The sequence below is a fragment of the Domibacillus enclensis genome (genome assembly GCF_900156125.1).
In the GTDB taxonomy this organism is placed as follows: domain Bacteria; phylum Bacillota; class Bacilli; order Bacillales; family Domibacillaceae; genus Domibacillus; species Domibacillus enclensis.
In genome coordinates, this window is record NZ_FTLX01000003.1 from 346,535 (window position 1) to 364,258 (window position 17,724).

The following is a 17,724-nucleotide window of genomic DNA, read 5'->3' on the forward strand; positions in this document are numbered from 1 at the left end:
AGATAATAGATTGACGATTTTTGGAATAACCGATATACTTACGGCGAACAAATGTTGATCAGGGGGGATGAAAGTGACAAAAGAACAGTGGCAGGCAGAAACGAATTTATTGCATGGAGGCCAGCAGCCCGATCCGGTAACGGGGGCTCGTGCTGTGCCGATTTATGAAACGACTTCGTATGTATTTCGTGATACTGATCATGCACGTGCTTTGTTTGCGCTTGAAGAAGCCGGCAATATTTACACGCGAATTACCAACCCGACAGTGGACGTGTTTGAAAAACGGATTGCATTATTAGAAGGCGGCGCCGCGGCCGTTGCCTTGTCTTCTGGAATGGCAGCGATTTCGTTTGCGATTATGAACGTTGCGCATGCGGGAGATGAAATTGTTGCAGCAGCCAATTTGTATGGTGGTACATACAATTTATTTGCGAATACACTGCCGAAGTACGGCATTAACGTGACATTTGTTGATTCAACTGATCCAGAAAATATTCGAAAAGCCATTACACCGAAAACGAAAGCGGTGTTTGCAGAAATAATCGGGAATCCTTCCTTAAATGTACTGGATGTGGAAGCTGTTTCTAGGGTTGCCCACGAAAACGGCATTCCGCTGATTGTTGACAACACGTTTGCTTCTCCTTATGGAGCGCAGCCGATTAAGTGGGGCGCCGATATTGTTGTTCATTCGGCGACCAAATGGATCAGCGGCCATGGCACCGTCATTGGCGGAGTTGTCGTGGACAGCGGCACCTTCAACTGGAAGTCCGATAAGTTCCCCGGTTTTACTACACCGGATGAATCATACAATGGCTTAACCTTTGCGGATATTGAAGGACCGGCTTTTGCCGTTAAGCTGCGCGTTCAGCTGCTGCGGGACTTCGGTCCGGCACTCAGTGCAAACAGCGCCTTTCTCCTGCTGCAAGGGCTTGAGACGCTGCACCTGCGCATTCAGCGCCACCACGAAAACACGCAAAAAATGATCTCGTTTTTAAAAGAGCATCCGGGCGTCGAGTGGGTCAAGCATCCGTCTCTTTCGGACCACCCTTCTCATGAACTGGCTAAAAAGTATTTAAACGGTACATTCGGCTCGATTGTTGTGTTTGGCATCAAAGGCGGCCGCGACGCTGGGAAAAAAGCGATTGACGCTGTGGAACTGTGGTCGCATGTTGCCAATGTCGGAGATGGAAAATCACTCATCATTCATCCGGCTTCTACCACTCATCAGCAATTAAGCGAAGAAGGGTTAAAAGAATCCGGGGTGACAGAAGAATTAATCCGTCTCTCTGTCGGATTAGAAGCTTGTGACGACCTCATTGCAGACTTGAAAAAAGCGATTGAAACAGGAACAGGCATTTCTTCATAATAAAGCAGTCCGCCGGGTGCTCCGGCGGGCTTTTTTGTATGGAATCGTGCTATAATAGGGAAGCAGTCAAGCTACTGCACAGCCCATTTCTTACTTCTGATTTCCTCGTTTTTCCGCTTTTTTTGCTTCTTCTCATCTTTCATAATCCTTTTAAAGGCAGGTGAAAAAATATCGAATAAATGTTCGTTTTTTGCTTGTTATTTTTTCTTTTATGAGGTATAGTTAAAACAGATAGAAAACAATTGTTCTTATCATAGATCGATATTTTAAGGAGGAATTATATAGTGAATGATCGTCAGGCTGCATTAGATATGGCCCTTAAACAAATTGAAAAACAGTTCGGTAAAGGCTCTGTTATGAAGCTGGGAGAACAAGCGGAACGTCGCGTTTCCACAACACCGAGCGGCTCGCTTGCACTTGATTCAGCTCTTGGAGTGGGCGGTTATCCGCGCGGACGGGTCGTTGAGATTTACGGTCCAGAAAGTTCGGGTAAAACGACAGTGGCCCTTCACGCGATTGCAGAAGTGCAGTCAAAAGGCGGACAGGCTGCCTTTATTGATGCCGAGCATGCCCTTGATCCCGTTTACGCGCAGAAGCTTGGCGTTAACATTGACGAGCTTCTTTTATCCCAGCCGGATACAGGCGAGCAGGCGCTTGAAATTGCGGAAGCCCTTGTACGAAGCGGTGCTGTTGATATTATTGTCATTGACTCCGTTGCGGCTCTTGTGCCAAAGGCGGAAATTGAAGGTGAAATGGGTGCGTCACACGTCGGCTTGCAGGCCCGTTTAATGTCACAGGCACTGCGGAAGCTTTCCGGTGCCATTAATAAATCCAATACCATTGCGATCTTTATTAACCAGATTCGTGAGAAGGTTGGAATTATGTTCGGAAATCCCGAGACAACACCTGGGGGCCGGGCCCTTAAATTTTACAGCTCTGTCCGTTTGGAAGTTAGACGTGCAGAAGCATTAAAGCAAGGCAATGATATTGTCGGCAACAAAACGAAAATTAAAGTCGTGAAAAACAAGGTGGCACCACCATTTAAAGTGGCGGAAGTCGACATTATGTACGGAGAAGGCATTTCACGCGAAGGTGAGATTATTGATCTTGGCTCCGATGAAGATATCGTCGAAAAAAGCGGCGCGTGGTATTCGTATAATGGAGAGCGTCTTGGACAGGGCCGCGAAAACGCAAAGCAATTTTTAAAAGAGAACCCGGAGCTTCGTCATGAAATCATGATGAAAATCCGTGAGCGCTATGGTCTGGATAACATCCAGGAATTGCCTCCAGCAGAAAAAGACAACGAAGCAGATACGCTTTTTAATGAAGAATAAGTGAAAAAGCAGGAGGCGGATAACCCGCTCTCCTGCTTTTTTTCAGAGAACCCTTGAGAAATAAGGTGTTTCGGGGAGAAAGCCTTGACAATGAATTTTGACACCGATAAAATTAGATTTGTATATTTGACATTTTTTATCTTGAAAATGGGAATGTAGCGCTGCTTGTTCCATTCAACATGTGACAGCAGCCAACATGTGAAACACATGACAATTATTTATAGCAAGGGGAGGTGAAATGATGGAACCCATTATGATCATCTCCACTTTGCTTGGCCTTATCATTGGTGTCGTTGTTGGCTATTTTGTAAGAAAATCAATTGCCGAGTCAAAAATCGCCGGCGCTCGCAGTGCGGCGGATCAAATTGTTGAAGATGCGAAGCGGGAAGCGGAAGCATCCAAGAAAGAAGCTCTTTTAGAGGCAAAAGATGAAATTCATAAACTGCGCACGGATACAGAGCATGACCTCCGTGAAAGAAGAAATGAATTGCAAAAGCAGGAAAATCGCCTCCTTCAAAAAGAAGAAAACCTTGATCGAAAGGATGATTCCCTTAACAAACGGGAAGATGCACTCGAACATAAAGAGGCAGGGTTAAACACAAGACAACAACATATTGAAGAGATGGACAGCAAAGTGGATGAGATGGTGAAAAAGCAGCAGTCCGAGCTTGAGCGAATTTCTGCTCTAACACGTGACGAAGCGCGCTCCATCATTTTAGAACGGACTGAACAGGAATTATCCCACGATATTGCCATCATGGTAAAAGAGAACGAGCATCGTGCGAAAGAAGAATCAGACAAAAAAGCACGGGAAGTGTTGTCTCTTGCGATTCAGCGCTGTGCAGCCGATCATGTAGCGGAAACGACGGTATCGGTCGTAACCTTGCCGAATGATGAAATGAAAGGGCGCATTATCGGGCGTGAAGGGCGCAACATCCGTACACTTGAAACGCTGACAGGAATCGACTTAATCATCGATGATACACCTGAAGCCGTCATATTGTCCGGCTTTGACCCAATCCGCCGCGAAACGGCCCGCATTGCACTGGAGAAATTAGTGCAGGACGGCCGGATTCATCCGGCACGCATTGAGGAAATGGTCGACAAAGCGCGCCGCGAAGTGGATGAGCATATCCGCGAAATCGGTGAGCAGACAACGTTTGACGTAGGGGTTCACGGACTTCACCCGGATTTGATTAAAATTCTGGGCCGTCTGAAGTACCGGACAAGCTACGGCCAAAATGTACTCAAGCATTCTGTGGAAGTGGCGTACTTATCAGGGCTGCTTGCGGCAGAGCTTGGGGAAGACGAAACACTTGCGAGGCGTGCCGGCCTTCTTCATGACATCGGCAAAGCGGTCGATCATGAAGTGGAAGGCAGCCACGTGGAAATCGGTGTTGAGCTTGGCCAGAAATACAAGGAGCATCCGGTTGTCATTAACAGCATTGCGTCCCATCATGGCGACACAGAACCAACGTCTGTGATTGCGGTGCTTGTGGCAGCAGCCGATGCATTGTCAGCGGCGAGACCAGGTGCACGAAGTGAAACGCTTGAAAACTACATTCGCCGTCTTGAAAAGCTGGAAGAGATTTCAGAATCGTATGATGGTGTTGAAAAATCATTTGCCATTCAAGCGGGACGCGAAGTGCGGATTATGGTGAAGCCAGAACAAATTGATGATTTGCAGGCTCATCGTCTTGCGCGCGATATTCGCAAGCGCATTGAAGGAGAACTCGATTACCCGGGTCATATTAAAGTGACCGTTATTCGTGAAACGAGAGCAGTTGAATACGCGAAATAAGTGAAAGCGGTGTGTACTATTCACACCGCTTTTCTTTTTTTGCCGAAAGAAAGAAGGAAAACGATGGATTTATTATTTATTGGAGACGTGGTCGGATCGCCAGGACGTGACATGGTCAGTGAATATGTGCCGAAGCTGAAAAAGAAATACCGGCCGCATTTGACGATTATTAACGGCGAAAACGCAGCAGGCGGCCGCGGCATTACGGAGAAGATTTACAAAAAATTCATGCAGGATGGAGCAAATGTTGTCACGCTTGGCAACCACGCCTGGGACAATAAAGAGATTTTCGAGTTTATTGACCGGACAAAATGGCTCGTTCGCCCGGCAAACTTTCCTGCACAGGTGCCGGGACAGGGCATTGCTTATGTTCCATCGGGTGAATTTGAAATTGCAGTGATTAACCTGCAGGGCCGTGTGTTTATGAACGATTTAGACTGCCCTTTTCAAAAAGCGGAGCTGCTCGTCACAGAAGCCGCCCGCCGCACTCCTTTTATCTTTGTTGATTTTCATGCAGAAACAACGAGTGAAAAGCAGGCGATGGGCTGGTTTTTAGATGGCCGTGTGACAGCCGTCGTCGGCACGCACACACACGTTCAAACGGCAGATAACCGGGTATTGCCAGGCGGTACAGCTTATTTAACAGATGCGGGCATGACAGGGCCGTATGACGGGATTTTGGGCATGCAGAAAGAAGCGATTATTCAAAAGTTCCAAAACCAGCTGCCCGCACGGTTTGAAGTGCCGAAAGAAGGCCGGACGCAATTATCCGGATGTCTCATCAAAACAGACCGTAAAACCGGGCATGCTAAATCCATTGAACGTATTTTGATTAACGAAGACCATCCTTTTCACGATTATTGATTCATAGCCCCCGTCCATTTGAATATATATGAAAGACGAATGGAGGCTTCAAAAGGGGGATTAGGGAATGGATGTATTAAAAGTATCATCAAAATCGAACCCGAATTCGGTCGCCGGTGCACTTGCCGGAACGATGAGGGAAAAAGGCAGTGCCGAAATACAAGCCGTTGGGGCAGGGGCGCTGAATCAGGCGGTGAAGGCTGTCGCGATCGCCAGAGGGTTTGTGGCGCCCGGCGGCATTGATTTAATTTGTATTCCGGCATTTACAAGCATTATCATCGCAGGAGAAACACGCACAGCGATGAAATTAATTATCCAGTCCCGCTAAGCATTTCAGCCAATTGGCTGGAGTGCTTTTTTTCGAAAATGTTTTTGCCTTTTTCCGATAAAAGAAGTACACTAGGAGCATTGTTTTAATCCGATCAATTTGTTCGGTTTTATCATACATAAACTTTTGTTTGCTAAAAAGCATGGATATAGTGATTTGTCAGTAAAAATGATACACTAGGAAAAGCAGAATAATGATGCGGTCATATTTAAAGGAGTGTTTTGAACAATGGCAGAGCAGCTTTCTTGGAAAGTGGGCGGACAGCAAGGAGAAGGAATTGAGAGCACCGGCGAAATCTTCTCAATGGCCTTGAACCGTCTCGGGTACTATTTATATGGTTATCGCCACTTTTCATCCCGGATTAAAGGCGGTCATACGAACAACAAAATTCGCGTCAGCACGAAAAAAGTCAGTGCTGTTGCGGACGATCTTGATATATTGGTGGCGTTTGACCAGGAAACGATTGACGTCAACTACCAGGAGCTTCACGCGAACGGCATTATCATTGCGGATACGAAGTTCAAGCCGGTCAAGCCGGAAGACACGGATGCCGCTTTTTATGCAGTTCCCTTCACGGAAATGGCGACAGAACTGGGCACATCCTTGATGAAAAACATGGTAGCGGTCGGAGCCTCATGTGCGATCATTAATTTGGATGTATCGGTTTTCCTTGGTGTGGTGGAAGAAATTTTCGGACGCAAAGGCGAAACAGTCGTTCAAAAGAATATGGAAGCCATTCAACACGGCTATGACTACATGAAAGAGCAGCTTGATACTGATACGAGTGCGCTTCAGCTTCCGCCAGCGGATGGCCAAAAGCGGATGTTCATGATTGGCAACGACGCCATCGCACTCGGCGCACTGACAGCAGGTGTCCGCTTAATGGCGGCTTATCCGATTACACCCGCTTCTGAAATTATGGAATACTTGATTAAAAAACTGCCGAAAGTCGACGGGACCGTTATTCAAACAGAGGACGAAATCGCAGCGGCAACGATGGCGATTGGGGCGAATTATGCCGGCATCCGCTCGTTTACTGCTTCGGCAGGACCCGGTCTTTCCTTGATGATGGAGGCAATTGGCTTGTCCGGAATGACGGAAACACCGCTTGTTGTCATTGACACACAGCGCGGCGGTCCTTCTACAGGCCTTCCGACAAAGCAGGAGCAGTCGGATTTAATGGCAATGATTTACGGAACGCATGGCGAAATTCCGAAGGTGGTCATTGCACCGGGAACAGCAGAGGAAGGCTTTTACGATACCATTGAAGCCTTTAACATTGCAGAAGAATACCAGCTTCCGGTTATTTTATTGTCCGATTTGCAGCTGTCGCTCGGCAAGCATACGGTCGAGCCGCTTGACTACAGCAAAGTAAACATCCGCCGTGGCAAGCTCGTCACAGAAGGCATCGAGCCGCGTGAAGATAAATCGTACTTTAAGCGTTATGAAGTGACAGAGGACGGTGTATCTCCTCGTTCCATCCCGGGTGTGAGCGGCGGAATTCACCACGTAACAGGCGTCGAGCACGATGAAACAGGAAAGCCGTCTGAATCACCAGCAAACCGGAAAGCGCAAATGGACAAGCGCATGCGCAAGCTGGACGAGCTGACAAAGGTGTTTCCAAACCCTATTTATACAAACGCCCAGCATGACGAAGCCGATCTTCTTTTAATTGGCTTTAATTCCACAGGCGGTGCGATTGAAGAAGCGATGGTCCGGCTGGAAGCAGACGGCATGAAGGTGAACCATGCGCGTGTCCGTCTCGTGCATCCGTTCCCGACCGAGGAAATTCTTCCGCTTATTGAATCGGCGAAACAAGTTGCCGTAGTGGAAAACAATGCAACCGGCCAGCTGGCAAGCATTATTAAAATGAACGCAGGCTATCCGCAAAAAATTAAAAGCATCTTAAAATATGACGGCAATCCGTTTTTGCCGCACCATATTGTTGAGAGCAGCAAGGAGCTGATGTAACGATGGCAACCGCCACAACGTTTAAAGATTTCCGAAATAACGTCAAGCCTAACTGGTGCCCTGGCTGTGGAGATTTCTCCGTACAGGCGGCCATTCAGCGTGCCGCGGCAAACGTCGGCCTTTCTCCTGAAAAGCTGGCGGTTATTTCCGGCATCGGCTGTTCCGGACGGATTTCCGGCTATATTAATTCATATGGTCTTCATGGCATTCATGGCCGCGCACTGCCGATAGCGCAAGGTGTCAAAATGGCGAATAAAGATTTAACGGTTATCGCCTCGGGCGGTGACGGCGATGGGTTCGCGATCGGCATGGGCCACACGATTCATGCGATGCGCCGTAACATTGACGTGACATACATCGTCATGGACAATCAGATTTACGGCTTAACGAAAGGGCAAACGTCACCGCGCTCAGCAGCCGGATTCAAAACGAAATCAACCCCGCTCGGCTCGATTGAACAAACTCTTTCACCGATGCAGCTTGCGGTGACAACAGGTGCCACGTTTGTCGCGCAAAGCTTTTCAACGGATTTAAAAGATTTAACAGCGATCATCGAAGCGGGCATTCAGCACAAAGGCTTTTCACTCATCAATGTGTTCAGCCCATGTGTGACCTATAATAAAGTGAACACGTATGACTGGTTTAAAGAAAACTTGACGAAGCTTGCGACGATTGAAGGCTATGATTCAAGCGACCGCCAGGCAGCGATGAACACACTCATGCAGCACGATGATCTTGTGACAGGCATCATCTATCAGGATACAGAACGTCCATCCTACCAGCAGCTTGTGGAAGGCTATTCTGAAACGCCGCTTTCAGAAGCGGATCTGGATCTTGGAGCGGAAGCATTCGATCAGCTGGTGAAGGAATTTATGTAATCTTTATGACGCAGAGAAGCGGCTTCTCTGCGTCTTTTTAGGTCATGCGCTTGAGTCGAATCACGCGTCAGTATATACTTAAGAAATGTGCACGATAGTTTGAAAGATCGGAAAGGGGATTCATCATGAACGAAGAACAGCGGAAAGACAGTGAACAGGCTCATCCATCGGACAAAAAATCCGCCAAGGACTACAGCCAGTACTTTGAATCGGTGTATACGCCTCCTTCTTTAAAAGACGCCAAAAAGCGCGGGAAAGAAGAAGTCGCCTATCATCATGATTTTAAAATTGACGACCGTTTTCAAGGAATGGGCAATGGCAAAAACTTTTACATTCGCACGTACGGCTGTCAGATGAACGCGCATGACACCGAAGTCATGGCCGGTATTTTTATGGCGCTCGGCTACAATGCCGTGGAAACACCAGAAGAAGCCGACGTCATTTTGTTAAACACGTGTGCGATCCGTGAAAACGCGGAAAACAAAGTATTTGGTGAAATCGGCTTTTTAAAACATTTAAAGCGTGAAAACCCGAATTTGCTGCTGGGTGTTTGCGGCTGCATGTCTCAAGAAGAGTCTGTCGTGAATAAAATTTTGAAATCGTATCAGAATGTGGACATGATTTTCGGCACGCATAATATTCACCGCCTGCCGGAAATTTTAAATGAAGCGTATTTGTCCAAGGAAATGGTCATTGAAGTATGGTCAAAAGAAGGCGATGTCATTGAGAACCTTCCGAAAAAGCGCCTGGGCAACGTAAAAGCATGGGTGAACATTATGTATGGCTGCGACAAATTCTGTACATATTGCATCGTCCCGTATACACGCGGAAAAGAGCGGAGCCGCCGACCGGAAGAAATCATTCAGGAAGTGCGGCAGCTTGCGGCACAGGGCTACCAGGAAGTCATGCTTCTCGGTCAAAACGTCAATGCATACGGCAAGGATTTTGATGATATCAGCTACCGCCTAGGTGATTTAATGGAAGAAATCCGCCAGATCGGCATGCCGCGTGTCCGCTTTACAACAAGCCATCCACGCGACTTTGACGATCATTTAATCGAGGTGCTTTCTAAAGGCGGCAACTTGATGGATCACATTCATTTGCCTGTACAAAGCGGCTCGACCGATATTTTAAAAATCATGGCCCGCAAATATACGCGTGAGCAATTTTTAGAGCTTGTCCGCAAAATTAAAACGGCAATGCCGGATGTTGCTCTGACAACGGATATTATCGTCGGCTATCCGAATGAAACGGAAGAGCAGTTTGAAGAAACGATGTCCTTGTACCGTGAAGTCGGCTTTGAAATGGCCTACACATACGTGTATTCACCGCGTGAAGGCACTCCGGCTGCGAAAATGCAGGACAACGTGCCAATGCGGGTGAAAAAAGAGCGTCTCCAGCGCTTAAACGCACTCGTCAACGAACTGTCCGGCGAATCAATGAAGCGATATAAAGGTCAAATTGTCGACGTTTTAATTGAAGGAGAAAGCAAGAAAAATCCGGACATTCTCGCCGGATACACGTCAAAAAGCAAGCTTGTCAATGTGAAGGCGCCAAAATCCGCGATCGGAAAAATCATTCCGGTGAAAATTACCGAAACGAAATCATGGTCGATGGATGGAGAAGCAGTCGAAATCGAAAATATGGCCGGGGTGAACTAATAATGGAAAAAACAGTGTACACAAAAGAAGAAATTATTGCGAAAGCAACTGAAATTGCCAACATGATTTCGGCAACCGAAGAAGTGGAATTTTTCAAGCAGGCAGAAGCAAAAATTCACGAAAATCAAAAGCTGCGCGAAAAAATGGCCGGCCTGAAAAGCCTGCAAAAGCAAGCGGTGAATTTTCAGCATTATAAAAAAGTAGAAGCGTTAAAGATGACCGAAGAAAAAATTGCGAAAATTGAGCAGGAGCTCGATGAAATGCCAATCGTGCAGCAATTTAAACAGTCGCAGACCGATGTGAATGAAATTCTGCAAATGGTCGCAACGGCGATCTCGAACAAAGTAACCGATAATATTATTAACGAAACCGGCGGCGACCTGCTTCGCGGCGAAACCGGCGCCCAGGTGCAAAACAGCACACCGGGAAGCTGCTCTTAATCCGCTTTGATCCTCCCTTTTAACGGGGAGGATTTTTTTATGCGCTGCAGCGGAAGTGCTGAAAAACGTTGTACGGAAAGGATAATGGGCTCATGCATAAATAAATGGGCACCCGGCTCAGCTTCTCTGCATAGAATACAAAGACCACATCAGAGGAGGGACAACAGAGTGAGCCAATTTCGCGAGATCATCACCAAGTCTGTCGTTGCCAAGGGCCGGAAGTACACACAGACCCACCATACGGTAGTGCCGCCAAACAAGCCATCGGGCATTTTAGGCTGCTGGATTATCAACCATGAATACAAAGCCAAAAAAGCCGGTAAAAAGGTCGAGGTGTACGGCACATATGAAATTAACGTCTGGTATTCGTATCAGAATCATACGAAAACAGCTGTTGTCACGGAAAAAGTAGACTATAAGGACGAAATTAAGCTGACGTACCGGGATGACAACTGTGAAGGCGATGATGACGTCTGGGTGAAGGTGCTGCAGCAGCCAAATTGCCAGGAAGCGGTCATTTCGGATTGCGGAACAAAAATAAACGTTCAAGCCGAGCGTGAATTAACCGTAGAAGTAACGGGCGAAACGAAAATTTGCGTTTCCTTTCATGATTATGAAGATGAGTGGGATTGCGAGCGGGAAACAGCTGAAGAGCATCACCGCCATTAAATCAGGCGGCGGGAAACGAACTGTTTTCCCGCTTTTTTTCTGTGTGCTATACTAACAAAAGAAGAAACACAGAGAGGAATGCGACATGTCACAATATACACCGATGATCCAGCAATATTTACGTGTAAAGGCAGACTATGAAGATGCCTTTTTATTTTTTCGTCTAGGCGATTTTTATGAAATGTTTTTTCAGGATGCGCTGAGAGCCAGCCAGATTTTAGAAATCACCTTAACGTCCCGTGACGGCGGCAGCTCTGACCGAATTCCGATGTGCGGCGTTCCGTATCATTCGGCGAAGGGCTACATTGAACGACTAATTGCGGCGGGCCATAAAGTCGCCATTTGCGAACAGCGGGAAGACCCGAAGCAGGCAAAGGGAGTCATTAAGCGGGAGGTTGTTCAGGTTATTACGCCCGGGACGATGATGGAAGGGGCCGGCATTCAAGAGAAAGAAAACCATTATCTGGCCTGCATCGAACGGACAGGCCAGGAGCTCTCCATTGCGGTAGCTGATGTGACGACCGGGGAATGCAAAACCGCCCTGTTTACGTCCGTAGACGCCGCAGTCCATGAGCTGGCGGCGTATGGAGTGAAGGAAGTTGTGACAAACGGACAGTGGAGCGAGGCTGAAATCAAACCGATCCAGGCAAGACTCGGGGCGGTCATTTCTGTAGAAGAGATGAGCGATGCAGCACCGTTTCGTTCCCTCCTGTCCGCTTTAACTGAAGATTTGACGATTCAGGCAACGGCCCGTCTTTATCATTATCTGCACCGGACGCAAAAGCGGAGCCTCGATCATTTGCAGGCAGCCGAGCCTTATGAAATACGCGATTACATGAACATTGATTATTTTTCAAAACGAAATTTGGAGCTGACGGAAACGATCCGCTCGAAAGGAAAAAAAGGCTCGCTTTTATGGCTGCTCGATGAAACAAAAACCGCGATGGGCGGCCGGCTTCTGAAGCAATGGATTGACCGCCCGCTTCTCAATGAACAGGACATTAACCGGCGGCTTGGCATTGTTGAAAAGCTTCTTGCGTCTTACTTTGAGCGGGAGGAACTGCGGGAGCAGCTGAAGGAAGTGTATGATTTAGAGCGTCTTGCCGGAAGAGTGGCTTTTGGCAATGTAAATGCCCGGGATCTTGTGCAGCTGAAAAAGTCGCTCGGCCAAATTCCGCTGCTGGCTGGCGGATTAAAGCAAATGAACGAAGCCGAGCTAACGAAGCTCGCCGATTCGCTTGATCCATGTACGGAGCTTTTTGATCAGCTCGACCAGGCGCTGATTGAAGATCCGCCAATTGGCGTGAAGGAAGGCGGCATGATTCGAGACGGCTTCCACGCCCAGCTGGACGAGTACCGTGATGCTGCACGAAACGGCAAGCAGTGGATTGCGGAGCTTGAAAAGCAGGAGCGCGATAAAACAGGCATTAAATCACTGAAAATCGGCTACAATCGCATTTTTGGCTATTACATTGAAGTGACGAAAGCCAACCTCGCCTTGCTTGAAGAAGGACGATATGAGCGCAAGCAAACGCTGGCCAATTGTGAGCGGTTTGTCACGCCGGAATTAAAAGAAAAAGAAACGCTTATTTTAGAAGCGAACGATCAAATGATGGAGCTGGAGTACGGGTTGTTTTCACAGCTTCGTGAACAGGTCAAAGCGTTTATCCCGCGCCTGCAGCGACTGGCGCGAATGGTGAGTGAAATTGATGTCCTGCAATGCTTTGCAGCTGTCAGTGAAGCGCGCCGGTTTGTCCGGCCTTCTTTTTCAGCGAACGGAATCATGCATATTGAAGGCGGCCGGCACCCGGTTGTCGAGAAAGTAATGGATGCACAGGGCTTTGTGCCGAACGACTGCCAAATGGAAGAAGGCCGGAATGTGCTGTTAATTACCGGACCGAACATGTCGGGGAAAAGCACATACATGCGCCAGACGGCATTAATCGCTATTTTAGCGCAAATCGGCTGCTACGTTCCAGCCGATAAAGCCGTGCTCCCTGTTTTTGACCAGATTTTCACACGGATTGGTGCAGCAGATGACCTCGTCTCCGGTCAGAGCACCTTTATGGTGGAAATGCTCGAGGCCAAGCATGCCATCGTCAGTGCGACGGACCGGTCGCTTATTTTATTCGACGAAATCGGACGGGGCACCTCGACATATGACGGTATGGCGCTCGCACAGGCGATGATTGAATACATTCATACACAAATTGGCGCGAAGACGCTGTTTTCAACGCATTACCATGAACTGACCGTACTGGATGAAACACTCCCGCATATGCAAAATGTTCACGTAACGGCAGCAGAGCAAGAAGGAAAGGTCGTATTTTTGCATAAAGTAAAAGACGGAGCGGCGGATAAAAGCTATGGCATTCATGTTGCCCAGCTGGCAGGCCTCCCCGATTCTGTCATTAAAAGAGCGGACGAAATTCTGCAATCGTTTGAAAGCAAGGAACTAAAAACAGCTCCTGTTCAAGCGGACGTGATCAGTGAAGGGCAGCTGTCCTTTTTCGAGGAAAAGCCGGCCGTGAAGCCAGCCAAAAAAGACCAGTCCTCGATTCTGTCCAAGCTGTTGAACTATGACATTATGGAAATGACACCAATGGAAGCAATGAATACATTATACGCCCTGCAAAAAGAAGCGAAAAAATGAGGTGACGGATATGGGGATCATTCGGCAGCTGGATGAAGCACTTTCGAATAAAATTGCAGCCGGCGAAGTGGTGGAGCGTCCAGCTTCTGTTGTGAAAGAGCTGACAGAAAATGCGATTGATGCCGGCAGTACCGTCGTGGAAATTGACGTGGAAGAAGCGGGACTCGGTTTAATCCGCATCACGGATAACGGTTCTGGCATTGAAGCGGATGACGTACAGCGGGCTTTTTACCGCCACGCGACGAGTAAAATCAAGGATGAAAATGATTTGTTTCGGATCCGGACGCTCGGCTTTCGCGGCGAAGCACTGCCGAGCATCGCGTCCGTTTCAGATGTGACAATGTCCACATCGACCGGCGATGGAGCCGGCATTGAAATTGTTCTGTCGGGCGGCGCTGTCCAGTCGCAGCAGCCCGGGCCCGCACGAAAAGGAACAGACATTACGGTGACGAATCTCTTTTTCAATACACCGGCACGGCTGAAGTATATGAAGAGTGTTCATACCGAGCTTGGTAACATTACCGATGCGGTGAACCGGATGGCGCTCAGCCGTCCGGATGTTTCGTTCCGGCTGCGGCATAACGGCCGCGAGCTGTTGAAAACGAATGGAAACGGGGACGCAAGACAGGTTCTTGCGGCTATTTACGGGCTTTCCATCGCCAAGCAAATGATTCCGATTCACGCTCAATCACTGGACTTTACGGTTTCAGGATTTGTGTCGCTTCCTGAAGTGACACGCGCTTCCCGCAATTATATGTCTATGATGGTGAATGGCCGGTTTATAAAAAATTTCAAAATATCCAATGCGATTATCGAAGGCTACCATACGTTTTTGCCGATCGGCCGCTATCCCATCGTGCTGCTGAACATCGATATGGACCCGCTGCTCGTTGACGTAAACGTGCATCCAGCCAAGCTTGAGGTGCGTTTCAGCAAGGAGCAGGAGCTGTGTGCGCTCATTAGTGAAACGGTCAAAGCGGCGCTCAGAAAAGAAACGCTCATCCCGGACGCCTTGCCGGTGTTGAAGAAACGAAAAGATTTTACTGAGCAGCGGGCTTTTCAGTTTGAAGCGCCGCGCCCGAAGCCGGAAGCACTTCCGCCCAAGCAAGAGATGGAAAAGCTGTATAAGCCGGACTATTACAATGAGCCGGTAAAGGAAGCGCCGGCTGCTGCCTTTGAAGCACCGGTGGTCGAGACGCCTCCAGAACGAGTGGAGCGGGAAGAAGCCGCTGCCCCCGAAGAGCGCATGCCGATGCTTTATCCGATTGGCCAAATGCATGGCACGTACATTTTTGCTCAAAATGAAAACGGGCTGTACATGATCGATCAGCATGCGGCGCAGGAGCGGCTGAAATATGAATATTTTAAGGAAAGAGTTGGTCAGACAGAGCCTGAGCTTCAGGAGCTGCTCATTCCGATGACGTTTGATTTTTCCGCAGATGAATGGATGAAAATTGAAGAGAATAAAGCGTCGCTTGAAGAAGTGGGCGTGTTTTTAGAGCCCTTTGGCGACAAATCGTACGTGGTCCGGTCACATCCCGTTTGGTTTCCGAAAAATGAAGAGCGCGATGTAATCGAAGAAATGATTGAAGAGGTGCTGGCGATGAAAAAGCCGGACGTAAAGAAAATTCGTGAGGAAGCGGCTATTTTAATGAGCTGTAAAGGGTCAATCAAAGCCAATCGTCATTTGCGGAACGACGAAATTGACCAGCTGCTTCGCGATCTCCGAGAAAGCAGCGACCCTTTTACGTGCCCGCACGGCCGTCCGATTACGATTCATTTGTCCAACTACGATATCGAAAAGATGTTTAAACGAATTATGTGAAGAGGTGGCATCATGTTATTGAACGGACAGGCCATTTTGCCGGCCATTCGCTCGATGAAGGATTTTGAAAAAATGCTGACAATGAAGTATGAATACGGCGTTTTCCTGGATTTGAATATCGGCATGGTAAAAAGTGTGCTCGATCTTGCCCGCCAGCATGACAAGAAGATGTTTGTTCATCTTGATTTGATCAGCGGATTGGCGAGTGATGAGCATGGAGTCGAGTTTATCAACCGCTACGCAAAGCCGTACGGGATCATTTCAACAAAAGGAAGCGCGCTCGTGAAAGCAAAGCAAAAAGGGCTGGTTGCCACACAGCGGGCGTTTATTCTGGATTCGAACGCATTAAACCGAAGCGTGAAGCTTGCGCAAAAAGCCGATCCGGATTTTATTGAAGTGCTGCCCGGCGTTGCACCGAAAATTATTGAGTTGATCCGCCGCGAAACGGGCAAGCCTGTGTTTGCCGGCGGACTGATTGATGAAAAGGAAGAAGTAGAAGCCGCCTTAAAAGCGGGCGCATCAGCGGTCACGACATCTAATGTGGAGCTGTGGAAGATGTTTTCGGACAACAGCGCTGCCACATAATCTAAAGCGCCAACGCTGATAAATGAAAAACAACGCCGGTATCTACTCGTCTATCGCCGATATCGCTGTAATACCGGCGATAGATCACTTTATATCAGCGATACATAAACGATACCGGCGATAAACACGAAAGCGGGCCACACATCCTTCGTGTGAAAAAGGAGTGTGGCAAAATGGTGACGACTCTTTGTGAAAATTTTCTCAAACTTTGTGAATGAGGATTAATGGCTCCCAAAAACGAGTAAAATAATAACAAAGGGAGGGATTGATCATGAACACGAAAAAAAGTGATCTTCAGCTGCACAAGGAATATTTGCTCGACTTAAGCGAACAAAGCCGACCGGGTGAACTGAATCAGTTTGATGTCCTCCAGCTCGACCTTTGCCAGTGGCTTCAAAAAGAACAGGGGCTGTCTTTAGAACAGGCAGAAGCGATACTCAAGCGCTCCCCGAAACAAAAAGAAATCGCCTAAGCCTCAGGGCTTTTTTTTTTTTGCTCATAATATAAATCGTTATTTTGCGCCAAACAATTCATATTCAGGGAGCGGCTGCCCCATCTGGCCAAGGATCGTTTCGATATGAGCAACGGCTTTTTTCAAAATATCAACGCGGGCGTATTTTTTATCGTTTCCTTCAATCACGTGCCACGGGGCGTGCGGATCATCTGTTTTCAAAAGCATTTCCTCCGCCGCTTCTACATACATCGCCCATTTCTTCCGGTTGCGCCAGTCCTCATCGGTGATTTTCCAGCGCTTTACCGGATCAAGCTGCCGTTCTTCAAACCGCTTCAGCTGTTCGTCTTTTGAGATTTGGACCCAGAATTTCACCATGATGTAGCGTTCGTCCGTCAATGATTTTTCAAAGGCGTTTATTTCATCGTACGCCCGTTTCCATTCAGGCTCGGAAGCATACCCTTCAATTCTTTCCACGAGTACACGTCCATACCAGGAGCGGTCAAAAATAGCAATCTGGCCATGCTGCGGCAGCTTTCGCCAAAATCGCTGCATGTAATGATAGCGCAGCTCATGCGGTGCGGGCGCGGAAATCGGGTGAACGAGCACGCCGCGCGGGTCAAGCTGCTCATTCATTCGTTTAATGGCTCCGCCTTTTCCGGCTGCATCCATCCCTTCAAATACAACAATCAGGCCGATTTTCTCTTGAAACAGCATTTGCTGGAGAGCCAGCAGGCGGCGCTGGTATTTTTCAAGCTCCGCCCTGTACACTTTTTTATCCGTTATTTCTTTATCCTGCTTTAATTTCTCAAGCCTTACATCCATCGAAATGCCCCCTTTCTTCCATCTTACCCCATCTAACGCGCATTTCAACATTTTTAATAAAATGATTGACACC

Annotated in this window: 15 protein-coding genes; 14 read left to right on the top strand and 1 reads right to left on the bottom strand. The window is 48.0% G+C overall.

What is annotated here, in order from left to right:
- The first annotated feature begins 73 nt into the window (after positions 1-73).
- The 14 genes from BW952_RS08475 to BW952_RS08540 all read left to right on the top strand — a co-directional run bounded on the left by BW952_RS08475 (position 74) and on the right by BW952_RS08540 (position 16,847).
- Positions 74-1,366 carry an O-acetylhomoserine aminocarboxypropyltransferase/cysteine synthase family protein gene (locus tag BW952_RS08475; RefSeq protein WP_175607569.1) on the top strand — a complete coding sequence of 431 codons (1,293 nt, stop codon included), beginning with the start codon at positions 74-76 and terminating at the stop codon, positions 1,364-1,366.
- Positions 1,367-1,650: 284 nt separating this feature from the next.
- A complete protein-coding gene (recA, locus tag BW952_RS08480; protein WP_045849973.1) occupies positions 1,651-2,700 on the top strand; it encodes a recombinase RecA in 1,050 nt (349 codons plus the stop codon).
- A 241-nt stretch (positions 2,701-2,941) separates the two neighbouring features.
- Positions 2,942-4,501: a ribonuclease Y gene (gene rny / locus BW952_RS08485; protein ID WP_045849972.1), complete on the top strand. Its 1,560-nt coding sequence runs from the start codon at positions 2,942-2,944 to the stop codon at positions 4,499-4,501.
- A 63-nt stretch (positions 4,502-4,564) separates the two neighbouring features.
- Positions 4,565-5,365, top strand: a complete 801-nt coding sequence (locus tag BW952_RS08490) for a TIGR00282 family metallophosphoesterase (RefSeq protein WP_045849971.1) — start codon at positions 4,565-4,567, stop codon at positions 5,363-5,365.
- Positions 5,366-5,432: 67 nt separating this feature from the next.
- On the top strand, positions 5,433-5,693 hold the full coding sequence (locus BW952_RS08495; protein ID WP_045849970.1) for a stage V sporulation protein S: 261 nt from the start codon (positions 5,433-5,435) through the stop codon (positions 5,691-5,693).
- A gap of 228 nt (positions 5,694-5,921) precedes the next feature.
- On the top strand, positions 5,922-7,664 hold the full coding sequence (locus BW952_RS08500; RefSeq protein WP_045849969.1) for a 2-oxoacid:acceptor oxidoreductase subunit alpha: 1,743 nt from the start codon (positions 5,922-5,924) through the stop codon (positions 7,662-7,664).
- A gap of 2 nt (positions 7,665-7,666) precedes the next feature.
- A complete protein-coding gene (locus tag BW952_RS08505) occupies positions 7,667-8,542 on the top strand; it encodes a 2-oxoacid:ferredoxin oxidoreductase subunit beta (RefSeq protein WP_045849968.1) in 876 nt (291 codons plus the stop codon).
- Positions 8,543-8,667: 125 nt separating this feature from the next.
- Positions 8,668-10,203, top strand: coding sequence for a tRNA (N6-isopentenyl adenosine(37)-C2)-methylthiotransferase MiaB (miaB, locus tag BW952_RS08510; RefSeq protein ID WP_045849967.1), 1,536 nt, complete (start codon positions 8,668-8,670; stop codon positions 10,201-10,203).
- A 2-nt stretch (positions 10,204-10,205) separates the two neighbouring features.
- Positions 10,206-10,643 (top strand): YlbF/YmcA family competence regulator, encoded by a 438-nt coding sequence (locus tag BW952_RS08515; protein WP_045849966.1) that lies wholly within the window; start codon positions 10,206-10,208, stop codon positions 10,641-10,643.
- 168 nt (positions 10,644-10,811) lie between these two features.
- Positions 10,812-11,312: an outer spore coat protein CotE gene (gene cotE / locus BW952_RS08520; protein ID WP_045849965.1), complete on the top strand. Its 501-nt coding sequence runs from the start codon at positions 10,812-10,814 to the stop codon at positions 11,310-11,312.
- 85 nt (positions 11,313-11,397) lie between these two features.
- Positions 11,398-13,965, top strand: coding sequence for a DNA mismatch repair protein MutS (gene mutS / locus BW952_RS08525; RefSeq protein WP_045849964.1), 2,568 nt, complete (start codon positions 11,398-11,400; stop codon positions 13,963-13,965).
- A gap of 10 nt (positions 13,966-13,975) precedes the next feature.
- Positions 13,976-15,790 (top strand): DNA mismatch repair endonuclease MutL, encoded by a 1,815-nt coding sequence (mutL, locus tag BW952_RS08530; protein WP_045849963.1) that lies wholly within the window; start codon positions 13,976-13,978, stop codon positions 15,788-15,790.
- A gap of 12 nt (positions 15,791-15,802) precedes the next feature.
- Positions 15,803-16,375: a glycerol-3-phosphate responsive antiterminator gene (locus tag BW952_RS08535; RefSeq protein ID WP_139325428.1), complete on the top strand. Its 573-nt coding sequence runs from the start codon at positions 15,803-15,805 to the stop codon at positions 16,373-16,375.
- 271 nt (positions 16,376-16,646) lie between these two features.
- Positions 16,647-16,847: a hypothetical protein gene (locus BW952_RS08540; RefSeq protein ID WP_045849962.1), complete on the top strand. Its 201-nt coding sequence runs from the start codon at positions 16,647-16,649 to the stop codon at positions 16,845-16,847.
- A 39-nt stretch (positions 16,848-16,886) separates the two neighbouring features.
- On the opposite strand, the gene BW952_RS08545 is transcribed toward BW952_RS08540, so the two are convergent.
- Positions 16,887-17,651: a polyphosphate kinase 2 family protein gene (locus tag BW952_RS08545; protein WP_045849961.1), complete on the bottom strand. Its 765-nt coding sequence runs from the start codon at positions 17,649-17,651 to the stop codon at positions 16,887-16,889.
- Between the last annotated feature and the right edge of the window lie 73 nt (positions 17,652-17,724).